General features: G+C 71.3%; 18 protein-coding genes. 5 read left to right on the plus strand and 13 right to left on the minus strand.

Features of this window, described 5'->3' with window-relative positions; all coding sequences use genetic code 11:
* Positions 1–180: 180 nt before the first annotated feature.
* From cimA to OG456_RS11040, 6 genes are all read right to left on the minus strand, one after another.
* Complete coding sequence (gene cimA / locus OG456_RS11015; RefSeq protein ID WP_266559716.1) at positions 181–1,806, minus strand: citramalate synthase; 1,626 nt, start codon at positions 1,804–1,806, stop codon at positions 181–183.
* A gap of 294 nt (positions 1,807–2,100) precedes the next feature.
* Positions 2,101–3,417: an MFS transporter gene (locus OG456_RS11020; protein WP_266559718.1), complete on the minus strand. Its 1,317-nt coding sequence runs from the start codon at positions 3,415–3,417 to the stop codon at positions 2,101–2,103.
* 81 nt (positions 3,418–3,498) lie between these two features.
* The gene (locus OG456_RS11025) at positions 3,499–4,497 is read right to left on the minus strand and encodes a DUF2891 domain-containing protein (RefSeq protein ID WP_266559720.1); all 999 of its coding nucleotides are present in this window, start codon (positions 4,495–4,497) and stop codon (positions 3,499–3,501) included.
* A 95-nt stretch (positions 4,498–4,592) separates the two neighbouring features.
* A complete protein-coding gene (pcp, locus tag OG456_RS11030) occupies positions 4,593–5,237 on the minus strand; it encodes a pyroglutamyl-peptidase I (RefSeq protein ID WP_266559722.1) in 645 nt (214 codons plus the stop codon).
* Between the two features lie 86 nt (positions 5,238–5,323).
* On the minus strand, positions 5,324–6,313 hold the full coding sequence (locus OG456_RS11035) for a DUF979 domain-containing protein (protein WP_266559724.1): 990 nt from the start codon (positions 6,311–6,313) through the stop codon (positions 5,324–5,326).
* Positions 6,310–7,065, minus strand: coding sequence for a DUF969 domain-containing protein (locus OG456_RS11040; protein ID WP_266559726.1), 756 nt, complete (start codon positions 7,063–7,065; stop codon positions 6,310–6,312). Before OG456_RS11040 ends, OG456_RS11035 begins: the two co-directional genes overlap by 4 nt.
* A 175-nt stretch (positions 7,066–7,240) precedes the next feature.
* Between OG456_RS11040 and OG456_RS11045 the strand changes: the two genes are divergently transcribed.
* The 3 genes from OG456_RS11045 to OG456_RS11055 are packed head-to-tail and all read left to right on the plus strand — an operon-like array spanning position 7,241 to position 9,554.
* Positions 7,241–8,002 carry a LamB/YcsF family protein gene (locus OG456_RS11045; RefSeq protein ID WP_266569144.1) on the plus strand — a complete coding sequence of 254 codons (762 nt, stop codon included), beginning with the start codon at positions 7,241–7,243 and terminating at the stop codon, positions 8,000–8,002.
* Positions 7,999–8,649 (plus strand): allophanate hydrolase subunit 1, encoded by a 651-nt coding sequence (locus tag OG456_RS11050; protein ID WP_266559728.1) that lies wholly within the window; start codon positions 7,999–8,001, stop codon positions 8,647–8,649. The genes OG456_RS11045 and OG456_RS11050 overlap by 4 nt, the downstream gene beginning before the upstream one ends.
* A complete protein-coding gene (locus OG456_RS11055; RefSeq protein WP_266559730.1) occupies positions 8,646–9,554 on the plus strand; it encodes a biotin-dependent carboxyltransferase family protein in 909 nt (302 codons plus the stop codon). The genes OG456_RS11050 and OG456_RS11055 overlap by 4 nt, the downstream gene beginning before the upstream one ends.
* A gap of 14 nt (positions 9,555–9,568) precedes the next feature.
* On the opposite strand, the gene OG456_RS11060 is transcribed toward OG456_RS11055, so the two are convergent.
* The 4 genes from OG456_RS11060 to ureA all read right to left on the minus strand — a co-directional run bounded on the left by OG456_RS11060 (position 9,569) and on the right by ureA (position 13,676).
* Positions 9,569–10,123, minus strand: a complete 555-nt coding sequence (locus tag OG456_RS11060; protein WP_266569145.1) for a TetR/AcrR family transcriptional regulator — start codon at positions 10,121–10,123, stop codon at positions 9,569–9,571.
* A gap of 76 nt (positions 10,124–10,199) precedes the next feature.
* Positions 10,200–11,228, minus strand: coding sequence for an agmatine/peptidylarginine deiminase (locus OG456_RS11065; protein ID WP_266559732.1), 1,029 nt, complete (start codon positions 11,226–11,228; stop codon positions 10,200–10,202).
* Positions 11,229–11,238: 10 nt separating this feature from the next.
* A complete protein-coding gene (locus tag OG456_RS11070) occupies positions 11,239–12,990 on the minus strand; it encodes an urease subunit alpha (RefSeq protein WP_266559734.1) in 1,752 nt (583 codons plus the stop codon).
* Positions 12,987–13,676 carry an urease subunit gamma gene (gene ureA / locus OG456_RS11075; protein WP_266559736.1) on the minus strand — a complete coding sequence of 230 codons (690 nt, stop codon included), beginning with the start codon at positions 13,674–13,676 and terminating at the stop codon, positions 12,987–12,989. Before ureA ends, OG456_RS11070 begins: the two co-directional genes overlap by 4 nt.
* Before the next feature lie 157 nt (positions 13,677–13,833).
* On the opposite strand from ureA, the gene OG456_RS11080 reads away from it, so the two are divergent.
* On the plus strand, positions 13,834–15,285 hold the full coding sequence (locus OG456_RS11080; protein ID WP_266559738.1) for a cytosine permease: 1,452 nt from the start codon (positions 13,834–13,836) through the stop codon (positions 15,283–15,285).
* Positions 15,286–15,326: 41 nt separating this feature from the next.
* Here OG456_RS11080 and OG456_RS11085 read toward each other — a convergent pair whose 3' ends face one another.
* Together OG456_RS11085 and OG456_RS11090 are read right to left on the minus strand one after the other, a co-directional pair.
* Positions 15,327–16,415, minus strand: a complete 1,089-nt coding sequence (locus OG456_RS11085; RefSeq protein ID WP_266559740.1) for a branched-chain amino acid aminotransferase — start codon at positions 16,413–16,415, stop codon at positions 15,327–15,329.
* A gap of 279 nt (positions 16,416–16,694) precedes the next feature.
* Positions 16,695–17,744 carry a 3-isopropylmalate dehydrogenase gene (locus tag OG456_RS11090; protein WP_227297363.1) on the minus strand — a complete coding sequence of 350 codons (1,050 nt, stop codon included), beginning with the start codon at positions 17,742–17,744 and terminating at the stop codon, positions 16,695–16,697.
* A gap of 167 nt (positions 17,745–17,911) precedes the next feature.
* Here OG456_RS11090 and OG456_RS11095 point away from each other — a divergent pair, with 167 nt between their 5' ends.
* On the plus strand, positions 17,912–19,510 hold the full coding sequence (locus OG456_RS11095) for a metallophosphoesterase family protein (protein WP_266559744.1): 1,599 nt from the start codon (positions 17,912–17,914) through the stop codon (positions 19,508–19,510).
* A gap of 403 nt (positions 19,511–19,913) precedes the next feature.
* Here OG456_RS11095 and OG456_RS11100 read toward each other — a convergent pair whose 3' ends face one another.
* The gene (locus OG456_RS11100) at positions 19,914–20,450 is read right to left on the minus strand and encodes a GNAT family N-acetyltransferase (RefSeq protein ID WP_266559746.1); all 537 of its coding nucleotides are present in this window, start codon (positions 20,448–20,450) and stop codon (positions 19,914–19,916) included.
* Positions 20,451–20,516 lie beyond the last annotated feature (66 nt).

Below are 20,516 nucleotides of genomic sequence, written 5' to 3' on the forward strand. Positions count from 1 at the left end.
CACGCCTCGCACACCCCAACTCCTCACCCCCACAGAAGGGCGGCGCACCATGAGGACTCCCGGACGACTCCGTTCGGGCCCGCGCCGGGCGGCCCGGCTGCTGGTAGCCAACCGGCAGCCGAGGCAACAGAAAGCCGGAGGGGCCGACCACGGCCCCTCCGGCGTCCGCACCCGCGCTGCCTACTCGACCGGCTCGACCCCGGCCCGCAGAAGCCCGTACGTGTAGGCGTCCTCCAGGGCGCCCCACGACGCGGCGATGACGTTCTCGGCGACCCCGACGGTGGACCACTCGCCCGCGCCGTCGCTCGTGGAGATCAGGACGCGGGTCGTGGAGGACGTGCCGTGCTTGCCCTCCAGGATGCGGACCTTGTAGTCGACGAGCTCCAGCTTGGCGAGCTGCGGGTAGATCCGCTCCAGGCCGACGCGCAGGGCGCGGTCGAGGGCGTTGACCGGGCCGTTGCCCTCGGCCGTGGCGACGATGCGCTCACCCTTGGCCCACAGCTTCACGGTCGCCTCGTTGGCGTGGCTGCCGTCGGGGCGGTCCTCGACGATGGCCCGCCACGACTCGACGCGGAAGTAGCGCCGGGCGCGGCCCTCGGCCTCCTCGCGCAGGAGGAGTTCGAAGGAGGCGTCGGCCGCCTCGTACGTGTAGCCCTTGAGCTCGCGCTCCTTGACACGCTCGACGACGCGGCCGACGAGCTCGCGGTCGTCGGAGATGTCGACGCCGAGCTCCTTGCCCTTGAGCTCGATGGACGCGCGGCCCGCCATGTCGGACACGAGCATGCGGATGCGGTTGCCGACCAGGTCCGGGTCGATGTGCTGGTAGAGGTCCGGGTCGACCTTGATCGCCGAGGCGTGCAGACCCGCCTTGTGGGCGAACGCGGAAACACCCACGTACGGCTGATGCGTGGAGGGCGTGAGGTTGACGACCTCGGCGATGGCGTGGGAGATGCGGGTCATCTCGCGCAGGGCGCCCTCGGGGAGGACCGTCTTTCCGTACTTCAGCTCCAGGGCGGCGACGACCGGGAAGAGGTTGGAGTTGCCGACGCGCTCGCCGTAGCCGTTGGCCGTGCACTGCACGTGGGTGGCGCCCGCGTCGACGGCGGCGAGGGTGTTGGCGACGGCGCAGCCGGTGTCGTCCTGGGCGTGGATACCGAGGCGGGCCCCCGTGTCGGCGAGGACCGTGGCGGTGATCGCCTGGACCTGGGCGGGCAGCATGCCGCCGTTCGTGTCGCACAGGACGACCACGTCGGCGCCCGCCTCGTGCGCGGCCGTGACGACGGCCTTGGCGTACGTGGGGTTGGCGCGATAGCCGTCGAAGAAGTGCTCGCAGTCGACGAACACGCGGCGGCCCTGCTCGCGCAGGTAGGAGACGGTGTCGCGGACCATCTCCAGGTTCTCCTCGAGGGTGGTGCGCAGGGCCAGTTCGACATGGCGGTCGTGCGACTTGGCGACCAGCGTCACGACCGGGGCGCCGGACTCCACGAGTGCCTTGACCTGCGGGTCCTCGGAGGCCTTGGCGCCGGCGCGGCGGGTCGCGCCGAACGCGACGAGCTCCGCGTGCTTGAAGGCGATCTCCTGGCGGGCGCGCGCGAAGAACTCGGTGTCGCGGGGGTTGGCGCCGGGCCAGCCGCCCTCGATGAAACCCACGCCGAAGTCGTCCAGGTGCCGGGCGATGGTCAGCTTGTCCGCGACGGTCAGATTGATGCCCTCACGCTGCGCGCCGTCGCGCAGCGTGGTGTCGAAGACGTGGAAGTCGTCGTCGACGCGGGAAGCGGGGTAATGGTCGTCGGTTGCGTCCGTCATGCTGATCTGGCTCCTGTGTCGGATCTCGGTCTACCGGAATGACCGGCTCCACCGTCCCCCTATGATCCCTCGCGCTCCGGCCCTGGCTTGAGGTGGGCCAGGAAACGAAAAAACCCCTCGCGGGTGCGAGAGGTCTGCGCGCGGGTCGAGACGACGATGTCCGCCCGTACGTGGTCGTACGTGGCGGTCACTGCGGACCGGCGCGCCTGCTGCCAATAATCATGGCGAACGAGAGCACATCGGCAGTGTGCCACAGCCCGGGCGTGGCCCGGACCGTGGTCTCACGATGTGGGCTCAGACCGCTTCGGCCGTGCGCCGCTCGGCCTCGGGCGCGGCGACATCGACCCGGTTCAGGTCGATGTCCCTCGTCTCGCGCATCGTCAGGTAGACGATCAGCGACACCGCCGCGCACCCGGCGACGTACCAGTAGAAGCCCGACTCCACGCCCGCGTCCTTGAACCACAGGGCCACGTACTCCGCCGTGCCGCCGAAGAGCGCGTTGGCGATGGCGTACGGGAGGGCGACGCCGAGGGCGCGGATGCCGGTCGGGAACAGCTCGGCCTTCACGCACGCGTTGATCGACGTGTAGCCGGTGACGACGACGAGGGCGAGCAGGGCCAGGCCTAGGGCCGGCCAGAAGGAGCCCGCGTGCTTGAGCATCGTCATGATCGGCACGGTCAGGAAGGTGGAGCCGACCGCGAAGGTGATCAGGAGCGGGCGGCGGCCGATCCGGTCCGAGAGCCGGCCCGCGAGCGGCTGGATGCAGGCGAAGACGATCAGCGCGCAGAACGAGACGAGCGTCGCGGTCTGCTTGCTCAGGCCGGCGGAGTTGGACAGGTACTTGGTGAGGTACGTCGTGTACGTGTAGTACGCGACGGTGCCGCCCATCGTCAGGGCCATCACGAGGAACGCCTCGCGCCGGTGCGCCCACAGCGCCGTCAGAGTGCCCTTGCGGTCGGCGCCCGCGTCGTCGGCGGACTCCTCGTAGACGTCGGTCTCCAGCATGTTGCGCCGCAGATAGAAGATGATCGCGGCGCCCAGCGCGCCGATGACGAACGGGATGCGCCAGCCCCAGCTGTGCAGCGCGTCGTCGGACAGGGTGCGCTGGAGGACGATCTGGAGGCCGAGGCCCACGATCTGACCCGCGGTCATGGAGACGTACTGGAAGCTGGACGCGAAGCCGCGGCGGCTCGGGTCGGACGCCTCGGTGAGGTAGGTGGCACTCGCCGCGTACTCGCCGCCGACCGAGAGGCCCTGCAGGAGGCGGGCGATGAGCAGGACGACGGCGCCGCCGTACCCGGCGACCCCGTAGGTGGGCGCGATCGCGATGAGGACCGCGGACGCCGACATCAGCGTGACGGTCAGGGTGAGCGCCGCTTTACGGCCCTTGCGGTCCCCGACCCTGCCCAGCAGCCAGCCGCCCACGGGCCGCACGAAGAAGCCGACGGCGAAGATGCCGGCCGTGTTCATCAGCTGTGCCGTGGGGTTCCCGTCGGGGAAGAAGGCTCCCGCGAAGTACGTGGCGAAGCTCGCGTACACGAACCAGTCGAACCACTCGACCATGTTCCCGGCCGACCCGACCAGGATCTTCTTCCATTGCTCTCGTCCCATGGGCGGCCACGGTGCCGGAACGCTTCACTCCATGACAAGGGTGTAACACACAACGATCATGCGTACTTGTGTTCTTTGTGGTCACGCCTCAAGGGCGAGCGTGGCAAAGGTGGCCAGCCAATGGTCGGTGGTGAAGTCGCCGCGCTCCACGGCGGGCAGCCCCGCCTCCAGATGGGCGTCGGCCGCCTCCGTCAGGCGCGTGCGGACCGGCCCGTCCGGGAGTGCGCCCGCGACGCCGCGCAGGGCGGCCGCCCTGCTGAGGGTGAGGCCCAGGAGGTGACCGATCTGCGGGTCGGCGTGGTCGGAGACGACCGGGACCTCCAGGAGGGGGCAGGGCGCGCCGGCGCGCAGCGCGGGCAGAAACCGGTCCAGCCAGGGCGCGAACTCCGGCACTGTCAGCACCCGCCGCATCGCGTCGGCCTCGGTGAGCGCCGGGGAGAGGAAGTCCTGCCCCGACGGCTCCCAGTGGGCGGGCGCGTCGTGATCGCCGGCGAACCAGGAGCGCAGCCGGCCCCGTACGGCCCCGATGGTGGCCGCGGGCAGCCCGGCCCGCTCGCCCGTGTCGAGGACGAGGCCGAGCGCGAAGGCGCTGTTGGGATGGTTGCCGTGGCGTACGGGATACGTGGCCTTGGGCAGCCAGTCGCTCAGCAGCAGGTCCACGGCGGTGACGGCGGGGGCGAGCGCGTCCGCCCAGCGGTCACCGTCCGGGCCGCCGTGAGCGCGGCACTCGGCGGCGAGCGCGATCAGCCACGCCCAGCCGTAGGGGCGCTCGAACGTGGGCCGGTCCTGGAGGTAGGCGGCTTCCGCGGCGAGGTTGGCGGGGGTGAGGTGCCGGTCGAGTACGCCGGTGACCTCGGCGACCTGGGCGGGGTCGGGCAGGCGCCGCCTCAGGAGCCGGACGAGCAGCCAGTGCATGTGGACGGCGGAATGCCAGTCGTAGGCGCCGTAGAAGGCGGGGTGTAGGGCGCTGGGACGGGTTTCTTCGCCGACTGAAGTGACCAGATGCGCAGGGAAGTTGGGGTATTCGCGGGTGACGTTGCCTGTGGCGAGGCGGGCGAACTCTACGGCCTGGATGGTCATGAAGGGCTCCTCGTAGGTGCGGTTCGACTGCGGGTCGCCCCGTCGGGGGCGTGGGGAACGGCGCGCTCAGGCACGGACAACTCGCGGCCGCACGCTCAGTGCGTAGCCCCCTCCGTCACCCGCAGGTCCTCCGCCGTGGCCGCCGCGGCGAGCAGCAGCGCCCGCAGGCCCTGGGCCACTGTCGCGGCGGGCAGCGCGGCGGCGGTGCCGTCGGGAACCTGCTCCGGCGCCCACGGCACATGGACGAACCCGCCCCGCACACCGGGGAGTTCGGTCGCAATGAGGTGGGCGAGGCCGTACGCCACGTGGTTGCACACGAACGTGCCCGCCGTGTTGGACACGGCGGCCGGCACCCCGGCCTCCCGTATCGCGGCCACGCACGCCTTGATCGGCAGCGTGGAGAAGTACGCGGCGGGCCCGCCCGGGACGACCGGCTCGTCGACCGGCGCCGCGCCCGCGTTGTCCGTGATGCGAGCGTCGTCGACGTTGACCGCGATCCGCTCGACGGTGACACCCGGACGGCCGCCCGCCTGGCCGACGCACACGACCAGGTCCGGTCCGCTCTCGCGGACGGCTCGACGTAGGGCGACCACGGATTCGCCGAAGACACAAGGGAGTTGGACCGCGGTGACGGTGAGGCCGGCGGGTGGTTCGGCGGCGACCATGGACGCCGCCTGCCAGGACGGGTTCACGCTCTCGCCGCAGAAGGGCTCGAAGCCGGTGATGAGGACGCGGGTCATTTTCTGTCGACCTTCCTGAGACGGCGCACGTTCCTGGACGAGAACAGGATCTGGACGGAAGCCAGTTCCTGCACGGGGACCAGTTCCTAGAAGGCGAACAACGCCATGATCACGATGTTGCAGACGAGCAGCGCGATCCCTGTCGGCAGCTGCGCCTTGATCGGGCCGTACTGGTCCTTCAGTTCGAGGAGCGACGCCGGGACGATGTTGAAGTTGGCGGCCATCGGCGTGCAGAGCGTGCCGCTGAAGCCCGCCAGCATGCCGATCGCGAGGACGGCCGCCTCGTTGCCGTGCATCTGCTGGATGAGGACGGGCCAGCCGATCGCGGCCGTCATCACGGGGAACGCGGCGAAGGCATTGCCCATGATCACGGTGAACAGGAACATGCCGACGCAGTACGCGATCACGGCGAGGTACTTCGAGTTGCCGGGCAGGACGTCGTTCACGATCGTGCCGACCTGGGTGCCGACGCCGGCGACCGCGAAGATCGAGCCGAGCACCGCCAGGAGCTGGGGAAGCAGGAGGGCCGAGCCCATGGCCTCCAGCATGGAGCGGCCCGAGTGGATCGGGACGGAGATCTTCTTCTCGCCGGTGACGAACATGCCGACCGCGAGCGCCGCGATGCAGCCGAGGCCCAGGCCGATGAGCGTGGCCTTCCCCGTCTCGAACAGGCCCGACTCGTCGAGGAAGGACGCGCAGACGATGGCGACGAGCGGGATCGTCAGGGCGGGGATGAAGAGCTTGCTGCCCAGCCGGGCCGCGGAGGCCTGGCGCCGCTCGTCGGTGGTGGTGACCGGGACGCCCTTGCCGATGAAGTTGAACCCGGCCAGCACGATGAGGGCGAGGACGGCGACGCCGAGGGGTTCGGCGGGCAGGGTCCAGCCCGCCGAGCCCGGCTTCGCCGCGTTCAGCTCGGCGTTCACCACGCCGGTGCCGTAGGGGAAGGTGAGCCCGAGCAGTCCCCAGAACGCGGCGGACGTCCACCGCTTGGGGTTGGTGCGGTCGGCCGCCATCTGTAGGGCCATGACGACGAAGATGAGTCCGATGAGCCAGTAGAGCCACTCGACCTTGATCACTTGCCGGCCTCCTCGGACCCGTTGCGCGTGCGGGACGCCGTGGCCTGGTGCGGCAGCGGCAGCTCGTTCTCGGCGGCGTGGAGGGCCATCTCGCGCTCCAGCTTCCGGTCCAGGAGCAGGAGCCGGGCGCCGTGGATGACCAGGGCGCAGAGCGCGAGCGGGATCGCCCACAGGGCCAGCTCGGTGGGTTCGAGCTGCTGGTGGTACGTCGAGTTCACGAACCCGGTAATCAGCAGGATCGAGCCGATCGCGATGAAACAGTCCTCGCCGAAGAAGAGGCCGACGGTGTCGGACGAGGCGGAGTACGAGCGGACCTTCTCACGCAGCCGGTCGGGCAGCGGACCGCCGGTGGTGCGTTCGGCGGCGGCCTCGGCCATGGGCGCGACGAGTGGGCGCACGGTCTGTGCGGGGCCGCCGATGCTGTTGAGCCCGAAGGCCGCGGTGACCTGGCGGATCAGCAGGTACACGGCGAGAAAGCGGCCGGCGCTGAGCTTGCCGAGGCGGCCGATGAGGGTGCGGGCCTGCTCGCGCAGGCCGTACCGCTCAAGCAGCCCGATCACCGGCAGAACGATGGCGAAGACGGTGACCGAGCGGCTGTCGGCGAAGGACTTGCCGAATGCCGCGAGGACTTCCTGCGGGTTCAGCTTGCCGAGCAGTCCGGTGACGATTCCGGCGACACCGACCACGAGGACGGGGTTGCGGCGCGTGACGAATCCGAGGATCACCACGAGCACGCCGAGAAGAACGATCATGCGGCGGCCTTCTTCAGGGCATGAGGGGGCACGGACCGGATCAGGTGCGTCCGGTTCCGCGGGGGATTCACGGACCGTAAGGGATCGTTCAACGATCGAACAAGGGGTGTGAGGCCTCCGTGACCAAATCAACCTCTTGTCGAATCGTTCAACAATCCTCTACGTTACGGACGTGATCCAGGACCTCATCGACCTCAACGCCGACCTCGGCGAAGGCTTCAGCCGCTGGACCCTCACCGACGACGAGGCCCTGCTCTCCGTGGTGACCAGCGCCAATGTCGCCTGCGGCTTCCACGCGGGCGACCCCTCGGTGATGCGCCGCGTCTGCGACCTCGCGGCCGCGCGCGGCGTACGGATCGGGGCACAGGTGTCGTACCGCGACCTGGCCGGCTTCGGGCGGCGGGCGATGGATGTGCCCGCGGACGAGCTGGCGGCCGAAGTGGCGTACCAGATCGGCGCGTTGAGAGTGTTCGCCGAAGCGGCCGGGGCCGAGGTGGCGTACGTGAAGCCGCACGGCGCGCTCTACAACCGGACGGTCCATGACGCGGAGCAGGCGGGCGCCGTGGTGGCGGGGGTCCGGCTCGCGGGCGGTGCGCTGCCCGTGCTCGGGCTGCCCGGCTCCCGGCTGCTGGCCGCCGCGGCGGACGCCGGTCTCACGCCGGTGCCGGAGGCCTTCGCCGACCGCGCCTACACCTCCGCAGCCACGCTGGTGCCCCGGAGCGAGCCGAACGCCGTGGTCTGCGACGAGGACGCGGTGGTGCGCCGCTCCCTGGCGTTCGCCGTCGAGCGCGCCGTGGACGCGGTGGACGGTGCGCGTGTCACGGTCGCCGCCCGCTCCCTGTGCCTGCACGGCGACACCCCGGGCGCGGCCCGGCTCGCGATCCGGGTGCGCCACGCCCTCGAGGAGGCCGGAGTCAAGGTCGGGGCGTTCGTATGACGGCGTCTTCGCCTTCGATGGTGGTGCGGCCCGCCGGGCGGCACGCGCTGCTCGTGGAGCTGCCGGATGCCGGGCGCACCGGCGCGCTCCACGCCGAGCTGCTCCGCCGCCGCGCCGCCGGGACCCTGCCGCACGTCACCGAGATCGTGCCCGGCGCATGCACGGTTCTGCTCGACGGGGTGGGCGAGCCCGAGCTCCTGGCCCGTCAGCTCACGGCCTGGGACATCCCGTTGCACGCCCCCACGGAGGGGGCCGTCGTCGAGATCCCGGTGGTCTACGACGGCCCGGACCTCGCCGGGGTCGCGGCCCGCTGGGGAGTCCCCGAGGAGGAGGTCGCGGCCCGCCACTCCGCTCACACATACCGCGTCGCGTTCTGCGGGTTCGCCCCCGGCTTCGGCTATCTCACGGGCCTGCCCGCCGAACTGCACGTACCGCGCCACGCGACCCCGCGCACCCGCGTCCCCGCCGGCGCGCTCGCTCTCGCGGGCCCCTACACCGCCGTGTACCCCCGCGCGACCCCCGGCGGCTGGCAGCTGATCGGCACCATGCCGGACCCGGCGCCGCTGTGGGACCCGTCCCGGGAGGCGGCGGCGCTCCTGACGCCGGGCACCCGGGTGCGCTTCGTCGCCGAGGGGGACCGCGCATGACCGCCAAGATCACCTTCGTACGGGCCGGAGCTCTCACGACGATCCAGGACGCGGGCCGAACCGGCCACGCCCACCTGGGAGTTCCGCGCTCCGGAGCCCTCGACGCGCCCGCGATGCGGCTCGCCAACCGGCTGCTCGGCAACGCCGGGGACGCCGCCGTCCTGGAGACCACGCTCACCGGGTGCGCTCTGCGGCCCGACCGGCCGGTCACCGTCGTCGTCGGCGGCGCTCCCTGTCCGGTGACCCTGGACGGCAGGCCCGTCGCGTGGGGTGCCCCGGTGCGGGTGCCCGCGGGTGCGGTCCTCGACGCGGGGGCGGCGGCCCGCGGCCTGCGCTCCTACGTGGCCGTGGCCGGCGGGATCGCTGTCGAGGCCGTGCTCGGCAGCCGCTCGACGGACCTCCTGTCGGGGCTCGGCCCCGCCCCCCTGCGCGACGGCGACGTGCTGCCGGTGGGCGAGGCAGCGCCCTGCCCGCCGCTGCCGTCAGCCGCGCCCTGGCCGGCCCCGCCCGCCGAACTGACCCTGCCCGTGCGACTCGGCCCCCGCGCCGACTGGTTCACCCCCGAGGCGCTGCGCACGTTCACCTCTGCCACGTATCGCGTGTCCGCGCACAGCAACCGCATCGGCCTGCGCACTGAAGGCCCTTGCCTGGAACGGGAGTTGCCGGGTGAACTGCCCAGCGAGGGCATGGTGCTCGGCGCGGTGCAGGTGCCGCCCGACGGCCGGCCGGTGGTCTTCCTCCACGACCACCCGACGACCGGCGGCTACCCGGTGATCGCCGTGGTCCCGGAGGCCGCCCTGGCCGGGGCGGCCCAGGCCGCCCCGGGAACACCCGTGCGCTTCACACTGCAGCAGGGTCCTACGTCCGGATCAGGCCGGCCGAGGGACCACGAGAGCCCGGTCTGACCCCGAACACCCGGTCAGGAGTCCGCGGAGGTCAGCGCCTCGTCCAGGAACTCCCGTACGTGGGACAGGATCTGGGCCCGGTCCGTGCCGCGCAGGCCGATCGCGACATGGATGGAGAAGCCGTCGAGCAGCGCCCGCAGCCGGGACGCGAACCGGTCGGGGTCGAGCGGCGGTAGCTCGCCGCGCGAGGTGCCCTCGGCGAGCAGCGCGACGAGGTCCCGGTGCCAGGCCAGCTCGATCGCGGCCTGCCGCTCGCGCGCGTCGCCGTGGGCCTCGGCGTTCTGCGAGCGGTTCCAGACCTCCAGCCACAGCGTCCAGTGCGGGTCGCCCTGGGCGTCGGGGACATACAGGTCGACGTACGCGTCGAGACGCTCGCGGACGGTGCCGCCGCCGGAGAGCAGCCGGGCCCGCTCCGCGCCGAGGCGGCCCTCGCTCCACTCCAGGGTCCGCAGGAGCAGCTCGTCCTTCGAACCGAAGTAGTAGAGGAGGTGGCCGCTGCTCATGCCGACCTCGCGGCCGAGCGCGGCCATGGTGAGCTTCTCCAGGCCGCGCTCGGCGATCATCTCCATGGCCACGGCGAGGACCTCTTCGCGCGGAGGGGCGTTCTTCCGGCGGGCCTGGGCCACGGGGACTCCTGCGGGTCTTTCAGTGTGCGGGCGTGATCTCGGGTTGCTGCTGGGTGATGCAGTGGATGCCACCACCCCCGGCGAAGATCGTACGGGCGTCCACGAGCTGGACGGTCCTGCCCGGGAAAAGCCGGCGGAAGATCCCGGCCGCGACCTCGTCGTTCGGGTCGTCGAAGGAGCACAGGACGACGCCGTCGTTGCACAGGTAGTGGTTGATGTACGAGTAGTCGACCCAGCCCTCGTCGTCCTTGAGGACGGTCGGCGCGGGGACCTCGACGACCTCCAGGGGCCGGCCCTTGGCGTCCGTCTCGCCCTTGAGCTGGGCGATGAGCTGCTTGCTCAGCTCGTGGTCGGGGTGGGCGGGGTCCTGCTGCGAGTGGACCAGGACGACGCCGGGCGCGGCGAACGCGGCGACGATGTCGACATGGCCGCGGGTGCCGTAGACGCCGTAGTCGCCGGTGAGGCCGCGCGGCAGCCAGATCGCCTTGGTGGTGCCGATCCTGGCGTGGATCTCCTGCTCGACCTCGGCCTTGGTGCGGCCCGGGTTGCGGTCGGGGTCGAGCTGCACGGTCTCGGTGAGGAGCACGGTGCCCTCGCCGTCGACGTGGATGCCGCCGCCCTCGTTGACGAGGGCGGAGGAGTGGACGGGGACGCCGGCGAGGTCCGCGATGTGGCGGGCTATCTTCGCGTCGTGCTCCCAGACGGCCCAGTCCTGAGCGCCCCAGCCGTTGAACGTCCAGTCCACGGCGGCGAGCCGGCCGTCTCCGACGACGAACGTGGGGCCGATGTCGCGCATCCACGCGTCGTCGAGGTCACGCTCGACGAGGTCGATGTCCTCGCCGAGGAGCGCGCGGGCCGAGTCGCTCTGGCCCGGGGCGACGATCACGGTCACCGGCTCGAAGCGGCGTACGGCGCGGGCGACGGACGCCCAGGCCTCGCGCGCCTCGGCCAGCTCCTCGTCGTTGGTGAAGGTCGGGTTGGGGCTCGGCCAGGCCATCCAGGTGCGCTCGTGCGGGGCCCACTCGGGGGGCATGTGGAAGCTGCTCATGAGCGGGTCCTCACAGGAAGTAGAGACGGTTCAGGGAGACGGAGTCGGCGGGTTCCGAGCGGACCGGGTCGCCGTCGAGCGTGACGAGTCCGGTGGCCTGGTCGACGTCGATGGAGCCGGTGCGCGAGTTGAGGCGCAGGTCGGCGGGGCCGATGCCGCGGGTGCCGCGGACGGCGACGCGGCGGCGGCGGGTGGGCATCTTGTCGTTGCCCTGGTCGAGGGCGGCCTGGGCGACGAAGGCGACGGAGATGTCCGCCGCGGTCGCGCCGTGCGCCCCGAACTGCGGCCCCAGGACGAGGGGTTCGCAGGTGTCGGTGGCCGCGTTCGGGTCGCCGACGACGCCGTACGCGGGGAAGCCGGACTTCAGGACGAGCTGCGGCTTCGCGCCGAAGAACTCGGGGCGCCACAGCACGATGTCCGCGAGCTTGCCGGCCTCGATGGAGCCGACCTCGTGGGAGAGGCCGTGCGCGATGGCGGGGTTGATCGTCAGCTTCGCCATGTAGCGCAGGACACGCGCGTTGTCGTCGTACTCGCCGTCCCCGGCCTCCCCGTTCCGGGAAAGAAGGGGCCCGAGTTCGGCCTTCATCTTCCCGGCCATGGCGAAGGTCCTGCGCACGGTCTCACCGGCGCGGCCCATGCCCTGCGCGTCCGACGACGTGATGCCGATGGCGCCGAGGTCGTGCAGGACGTCCTCGGCGCCCATCGTCCCGGCGCGGATCCGGTCGCGGGCCATGGCGGCGTCGCCCGGCAGGTCGGTCTTCAGGTCGTGGACCGAGACGATCATGCCGTAGTGCTCGGCGACGGCGTCGCGGCCGAAGGGCAGCGTGGGGTTGGTGGACGACCCGATGACGTTCGGGACGCCCGCCATCTTCAGCACGTTCGGTACGTGCCCGCCGCCGCAGCCCTCGATGTGGAAGGCGTGGATGGTGCGGCCTTCGAGGACCCTGAGGGTGTCCTCGACGGACAGGCACTCGTTCAGGCCGTCGCTGTGCAGGGCGACCTGGACGTCGTGCTCCTCGGCGACGCGCAGCGCGGTGTCGAGGGCGCGGGTGTGGGCGCCCATGTCCTCGTGGACCTTGAAGCCGGACGCGCCGCCCTCGGCGAGCGCCTCGATCAGCGGGGCGTCGTGCGAGGACGAACCCCGGCCGAGGAACCCGATGTTGACGGGCCAGGCGTCGAAGGCGTTGAAGGCGTGGCGCAGCGCCCAGGGCGAGTTGACGCCCACGCCCCACACGGGCCCGAACTCCTGGCCGATGATCGTGGTCACGCCGGAGGCGAGCGAGGCCTCCATGATGCGCGGCGACAGCAGGTGTACGTGGGTGTCGACGGCGCCCGCGGTGGCGATGAGGCCCTCGCCGGACACGATGGACGTGCCGGTGCCGACGACGACGTCGACCCCGTCGAGGGTGTCCGGGTTGCCGGCGCGCCCTATGGCGTGGATCCGTCCCTCGCGGATGCCGATGGAGACCTTCCTGATCCCCTGCACGGCGTCGATCACGAGGACGTTGCTGATCACGACGTCGCAGGTCTCGCGGACGGCGGCGGCCTTGAGGTGCAGTCCGTCGCGGGCCGTCTTACCGAACCCGGCGAGGAACTCGTCGCCGTACGCCTGCGCGTCGGACTCGACGCGGACGGTCAGGCCCGAGTCGCCGAGGCGGACGCGGTCACCGGCGCGCGGGCCGTGCGTGGCGGCGTACGCGTGCGGGTCGATGTGCCGGCTGCCCGGCGCGCAGTGGTCGCTGTGCTTGGTGGGCCTGCTCATGCGCCCGTTCCCTTCACTCCGAGATATCCGCAGGCGGCTGCCCTGCGCAGGGCCTCCTCCTTGGCCCCCGGCGCGTCCAGCGGGCCGTCGACGAGCCCGGCGAAGCCGATCGCGACGCGCGCGCCGCCGATGGGCACGAGTCCCACCTCGGCGCTCTCCCCCGGCCCGAACCGCACCGACGACCCGGCGGGGACGGCGAGCCGCATGCCGTACGCGGCCGCGCGGTCGAAGTCGAGCCGCGGGTTGGCCTCGAAGAAGTGGAAGTGGGAGGTGACGGAGACGGGGACGCTCGACGTGTTGGTCGCCGTGAGCGTCACCGTGGCCGGCGGGTCGCTGTGCCCGGGGCCCGGGAGCAGCGCGCCCGGTGCCTCGTCGCCCAGCGACGAGCCGATCGGGTCGCTGACCACGGCGAGCCGCGACCCGTCGTCGAAGACGGCCTCGACGTGCACCTCCGTCACGACGTCGGAGACGCCGGGGAGCACATCGTCGGGGCCGAGGACGGAGCGCGCCGCCTCGATGGCCTCGGCGAGCCGCCGGCCGTCCCTGGCCGCCTCGCACACCGTGTCCGCGATCAGGGCCGTCGCTTCGGGGACATTGAGCCGCAGGCCCCGGGCCTTCCGGGCCCTGGCCAGCTCGGCGGCCCCGAACAGCAGCAGCCGATCGCGTTCCGTGGGGGTCAGACGCACGCCACCACACCTCCCGTACAGGTTTAGAGCTTCACTCTAACCATATGATTCAGAACTCGGAAACATTGACGTGCCAGCTTGCGATGAGTCACATTGAACGCTGCTCTAAAGTGCCCGATGTGACCGATGCAACGACGCAAAGATCAGGGGTCCCCCCATGGCGATAGAACAGCGCGGTGTAGACACCATCCCCGATGAGGAACGCACCAGCGGTCCCCGGGACATCGTCTCGATCCTCCTAGGCTCGAACCTCTGCCTCGGGGTGATCGTCTTCGGCTGGCTGCCCGTGTCGTTCGGGCTCGGCTGGTGGGCCTCGGTCACCTCCGTGATCGCGGGCACGCTCCTCGGCACCGCGCTCACCGCCCCGCTCGCCCTGGTCTCCCTGCGCACCGGCACGAACCTGTCGACGTCGTCCGGCGCCCAGTTCGGCGTCCGCGGCCGGCTCGTCGGCTCGGTCGTCGGCCTGCTCCTGTCGCTCGGCTACACGGCGCTGACCGTGTGGATCGGCGGCGACGCGATGACGGGCGTCCTGCACCGCCTGTTCGGCGTGCCCGAGTCGGGCCTCACCTACGGCGTCGTCTACGCGCTCCTGGCCGCCGCCACCGTGATCGGCGCGGTCTACGGCTACCGCGTCCTGCTGCGCCTCTCGCGCGTCCTGGCCGTCGGCATGACCGCGCTCCTGGCGCTCGGCGTCGCCGCGTACGCCCCGCACTTCACGACGGCGCCGCTGCCGGACGCGGGCGGCTACCTCCTCGGCTCGTTCTGGCCGACCTGGCTGCTCGCCCTCGTCGCGGCCGGCCTGTCGGGCCCCATCGCCTTCATCACGCTCCTCGGCGACTACACGCGCTACGTGTCCCCGGCCCGCCACTCCCAGCGCAGCGTCCTGCGCGCCACCTGGCTCGGCCTGATCGTCGGCCTGCTCACGCCCCAGCTGTTCGGCACGTTCACCGCGTACGCGGCCCGCGCCGCCCTCGACTACGCGGGCTCGCTCGTCTCCGCCTCGCCCACCTGGTACCTGATCCCGCTGCTGCTCGCCGCCTCCGCGGGCTCGGTCGGCAACGCGGGCCTGATGCTCTACTCCATGGGCCTCGACCTGGACGCGATCCTGCCCCGAGCCTCCCGCACGGCCGCGACCTACACGGTCGCCGGCGTCGCCACGGTCTGCGTCTTCGTCGGCCACTTCGCGTGGGCCGCACAGGACGCCATGACCTCGTTCGTCCTGCTCCTCACCGCGATCGGCACCCCCTGGGCCGTGATCACCCTGATCGGCTTCGTGCGCTGCCGCGGCGTCTACGACGCGGACGCGCTCCAGGTCTTCAACCGGCGCTCGCGCGGCGGCGTCTACTGGTACCGCAACGGCTGGAACCCGCGCGCCGCCGCCTCCTGGGCCCTGGGCGCGTTCGTCGGCCTGCTCTCGGTGTCCCTGCCGTCGTACGAGGGACCGCTGCTCTCGCTGACGGGCGGCGTGGACTGCAGCTTCCTGCTGTCGGGCCTGGTCGGCGGCGCGGCGTACCTGGCACTGACGGCACGTGAGGTGCGCTCGGTACGCGTCAGGGCCGCCGCGGACAAGAAGTCCGAGGCGGCCCTGGTCACGAGCGGTGAAGGCTGAGCGCGAGCCGGTTCCGGGGTCTTTCGCCCAGCCGGGAGGCCCTAGCCGAGCTGGTGCATCCAGCCGTGCTTGTCGGCGCTCGTGCCGCGCTGGATGTCGAGCAGCGCCTCGCGCAGCTTCAGCGTGACCTCGCCGGGCTCACCGCCCGACTGGGTCCACTGCGCGCCGGCACGCTTGACGGTGCCGACGGGCGTGATGACCGCCGCGGTGCCGCAGGCGAAGACCTCGGTGAGCGTGCCGTTCTCCGAGTCGGCCTGCCACTGGTCGATGGAGACGCGGCCCTCGACGGACTCGAAGCCCAGGTCGCGGGCGACCGACAGGAGCGAGTCACGGGTGACACCCGCGAGGAGCGAGCCGGTCAGCTCGGGGGTGACGATCTTGTCTCCGTACACGAAGTACAGGTTCATGCCGCCCAGTTCCTCGACCCACTTGTGCTCGACGGCGTCGAGGTAGGCGACCTGGTCGCAGCCCTCGGCTGCGGCCTCGGCCTGGGCGAGGAGGGACGCCGCGTAGTTGCCGCCGGTCTTGGCGTCGCCCATGCCGCCGGGGACGGCGCGCACGCGGTCCTCGGACAGCCAGATCGACACCGGCTTGACGCCACCGGCGAAGTAGGCGCCCGCAGGCGAGGCGATCACGATGAAGAGGTACTCGTTGGCGGGCTTCACACCCAGGCCGACCTCGGTCGCGATCATGAAGGGGCGCAGGTAGAGGGACTCCTCGCCGCCGTGCGCCGGGACCCACGCGATGTCCTGCCGGACCAGCGCGTCGCACGCCTCGATGAACGTCTCGACCGGCAGCTCGGGCATGGCCAGGCGGCGCGCCGAGGCCTGGAAGCGCTTGGCGTTCATCTCGGGGCGGAAGGTGGCGACGGTGCCGTCGGGCCGGCGGTAGGCCTTGAGGCCCTCGAAGATCTCCTGCGCGTAGTGCAGGACGTTCGTCGCCGGGTCGAGGGAGAGCGGTCCGTAGGGCACGAGCTGCCCGTCGTGCCAGCCGCGGCCCTCGGTCCACCGGATCGTCACCATGTGATCGGTGAAGTGGCGGCCGAATCCCGGGTTGGCCAGGATCGCCTCGCGCTCCGCGCCGGACAGCGGGGTCGAGGAGGGCTTGAGCTCGATCGTGGGCGTCGTCATGGTTGCGTGTCCTTCACCGGTTGTGTGTGACGGACCGCTCTTCACGCTCGCGCAGCTGGAAGCACGAACTTCCCACCTACTTGGTCGTCCGAGCTTCTGCGTTCACCGCGGCCCCACGTTCGATTATCGCGCGTGGGGTCCGATGGACGAAAACGGCCCGTACGGGTACAGCGTGAGGTGCGGCCCAGGGTTGATGGTGGCACCCGGGGACCGCAAAGGTGAAGCCGCCGGGCGCGGATGCGACCCGGCGGCTGCTTAAGTGCATTAAGAAGCGGCGGGTCAGCCGGCTACTCGTCCGGCGAGCGCGTCGCCGATCTCGTCGGTCGACCGCACGCTGGTGCCGCGCTCGGCCAGGTCGGCGGAGACGGCGTCCTCGATGCGGGCGGCCTCCGCCTCGTAACCGAGGTGACGCAGCAGGAGCGCCACGGACAGGACCGTGGCCGTGGGGTCGGCCTTGGCCTGGCCGGCGATGTCGGGGGCCGAGCCGTGGACCGGCTCGAACATCGACGGGAACTCGCGGGACGGGTTGATGTTCCCGGAGGCCGCGACGCCGATACCGCCGGAGACGGCGGCGGCGAGGTCGGTGATGATGTCGCCGAAGAGGTTGTCGGTGACGATCACGTCGAAGCGCTCGGGGTCGGTGACGAGGAAGATCGTCGCCGCATCCACGTGCAGGTAGTCCGTGGTGACCTCGGGGAACTCCGTGGCCACCTTGTTGAAGATGTTCGTCCAGAGGTGACCCGCGAAGGACAGCACGTTGTTCTTGTGGACCAGCGTGAGCTTCTTGCGGGGGCGGGCCTGGGCGCGGGCGAAGGCGTCACGGACCACGCGCTCGACACCGAACGCCGTGTTGACGGAGACCTCGGTGGCGACCTCGTGCGGGGTGCCGGTGCGGATCGAGCCGCCGTTGCCCGTGTACGGGCCCTCGGTGCCCTCGCGGACCACGATGAAGTCGATCTCCGGCTGGCCCTTGAGGGGCGTCGCCACACCCGGGAGCAGCTTGCTCGGGCGGAGGTTGACGTGATGGTCGAAGAGGAAGCGGAGCTTGAGCAGGAAGCCGCGCTCGAGGACGCCGGACGGGACCGAGGGGTCACCGATCGCGCCGAGCAGGATGGCGTCGTGCTGCTTGAGCGCCTCGACATCGGCGTCGGTGAGGGTCTCACCGGTCGCGTGGTAGCGCCTGGCGCCGAAGTCGTATTCCTTGGTCTCCAGCTTCACATCCTGCGGGAGGACGGCGCCGAGGACCTTGAGCCCCTGGGCCACGACCTCCTGGCCGATGCCGTCACCGGGGATCACTGCGAGATTGAGGATGCGAGAGCTAGCCGACATACGGGCACCCTACTTCGGCGTCCCATGGGATGACACTCGCAGTCCGCCATTCGGACAGACCTCGTGCGGGCCGTTCTCCGGATCCGCCGTACGGGCCGCCGTGCGGTCGATTTCTGTTCACCCGCAGGTATGGCCCTCGTTGGTTGTTACTGGGAAGTTTTCTTCTCATGGACACACCGAACGTCGGCATTCCGGAGCAGCTGGCCCGCCGCCTGAGCATGCCGGAGCAGCACGAGTACCTGCGGGCCCGGTTCAGCAGGCGGCGCGCGCTGACCGGGACCGCGGCGAGCCTGGGCGGCCTGACCCTCCTGGGCGGCTCGGCCTCCTCGGCGTCCGCGGCGCCTTCCGCTGCCGCCTCGCCCGCCGCTCCCGTCCGCTCGGCGGCCGTGCGGGTCGACGGCTCCCTCGTCGCGCCCTTCGCCCGCCATCTCGCCTTCGGCGCCGACCCGAAGACGCAGATGCGGATCTCCTGGCAGGTGCCGTTCGCGGTGCGCAAGCCGTTCGTACGGGTGGGCCTCAAGCCCTGGGACCTCAGCCGGAAGATAGAGGCGGAGGTGCGCGCGCTGCACACCCCGAGCCTGTCGAAGAAACTCCCGGCGGTCGAGCAGCTCTATCTGCACGCGGCCCTGGACGGCCTGACGCCCGGGACGACGTACTACTACGGAGTGGGCCACGACGGTTTCGACCCGGCGTCCGCGGAGCGCATCGCGACGATCGGCTCGTTCCGCACGGCTCCGGCGAAGGCGGAGAAGTTCGTCTTCACGGCCTTCGGCGACCAGGGCGTCAGCTATGACTCGCTCGCCAACGACCAGTTGATCCTGGGCCAGAACCCCTCGTTCCATCTGCACGCGGGCGACATCTGCTACGCCGACAGCAGCGGGCACGGCAAGGAGTCGGACACGTACGACGCGCGCGTGTGGGACCAGTTCCTCGCGCAGACGGAGTCCGTCGCGAAGTCGGTGCCGTGGATGGTGACGACCGGCAACCACGACATGGAGGCCTGGTACTCCCCCAACGGGTACGGCGGCCAGTCGGCCCGCTGGACCCTGCCGGACAACGGCCCGGACCCGCGGATCGCGCCGGGCGTCTACTCCTTCGTGTACGGGAACGTGGGCGTCGTCGCGCTCGACGCGAACGACGTCTCGTACGAGATCCCCGCGAACAAGGGCTACACGGACGGGAAGCAGACCGCGTGGCTGGCCGAGCGGCTCGGTGCGCTGCGCGCGCGCAAGGACATCGACTTCGTGGTGGTCTTCTTCCACCACTGCGCGTACTCGACGTCGACGCACGCCTCCGACGGCGGGGTGCGCGCCGCGTGGCTGCCGCTGTTCGCCGAGCACCAGGTGGACCTGGTGATCAACGGGCACAACCACGTGTACGAGCGCACGGACGCCATCAAGGACGGAGAGGTGGGCAAGCCGGTGCCGGTCGGCGCGTCGACCGATCCGACGCGCGACGGCATCGTGTACGTCACCGCGGGCGGCGCCGGCAAGGACCTCTACGGGTTCGGCATCGGGGTCGGGGACAGCTACGAGGGCCATGTCCACGACCGCGAGTCGATCGTGACGTTCCACTGGACGAAGTCACGCCTGCCGGACCCGGACACCGTGGAGTGGTCCCGGGTGCGGTACACCGGCTTCTCGTTCCTCGCGGTGGAGGCGGAGACCGGCGGGGCGGGCGTGACACCGACACTGAAGGTCTCCGCACTGGCCGAGAGCGGCGAGCGCATCGACTACTTCGAGATCAGGCGCGGCACACAGCCGTAGGGCGGGGGCCCTAACGGTTTTCGTGCCCCGTCTCGCCGCCGTTGTCCCTGCGGTCGAGAGCTCGCTGCAGGGCAGCGGCAGCGTTCTTACGGTCTGAATCGGACGGCGATGTGTGACGGACTCGGCGGCGGACGGGCGTCGCTGTGGCCATGAGAGATCGACTCCTTGAGATCACTGGGGATTTCGAGGCGCCGGAAGAGGCGGGGAGCCTGGAGCCGCAGGGGTTGCCTGCCTTCTGCTCAGCTCACGACCGCCATTCGCTGGATCGAGCGAGACGTTCGGCTCCTACAAAGCTAAGCGAGGAGCCTGCTTCTGTCTCCACAATTACTCGGACTTCCTACTATCTGAGACGGCAGTCACGGCGATGGGTGATTTCGCGCCGGGGTCGGCCGGCGTTCCGGGCTCAGAGAATGTCGCCGCCCCGCCAGTCGAAGAGGAGCGCCTGGGCCGGGTCGAGTGCGGCGGTGACGCGGCGCAGGTACGGCGCGCTCTCGTCGTCCGGCAGTGGCACCGGCCCGTCGGGGCCGTACGCGGCGAAGGCGCCCGGCCACTGTTCCCAGCCGCGCGCCCGGTAGAGCCCGGCCCCGTCGGGCGACGCCGACAGCGCGCCCAGTTCGTAGGCGGCGTCGATCACCCGCTCCAGGGCCGCCATGACACGCCCGCCCAGACCGCTCCTGCGCGCCTCGGACCGGACGGCGACGCCCTCGACGTAGCCGGTGCGCAGAGAGCGGCCCGTGTGCGCGACCCTGCGCTGCACCACGGAGCCGTGCGCGACGAGGCCACCGGCGCTGTCGCGCACGAGGGCGTGCACGCCGCCGACGGTGTGGTCCCAGTCGTCGTCGCTGAAGCCGCCGGCGAAGGAGTCGTCCAACAGGTCGCGCACGGACCGGAGTTCGGCTCGCGTGAGGTCGGCGGTGTGTGCGGTGCTCAGCGTGGTCACCGGGACACCGTACTCACGCGCCTTTTGAGTACGCGTGCCGATTTCACGCCGCGTCCGTGGCGGCAC

It is taken from the genome of Streptomyces sp. NBC_01446 (assembly GCF_026340095.1).
GTDB lineage: Bacteria > Actinomycetota > Actinomycetes > Streptomycetales > Streptomycetaceae > Streptomyces > Streptomyces aureus.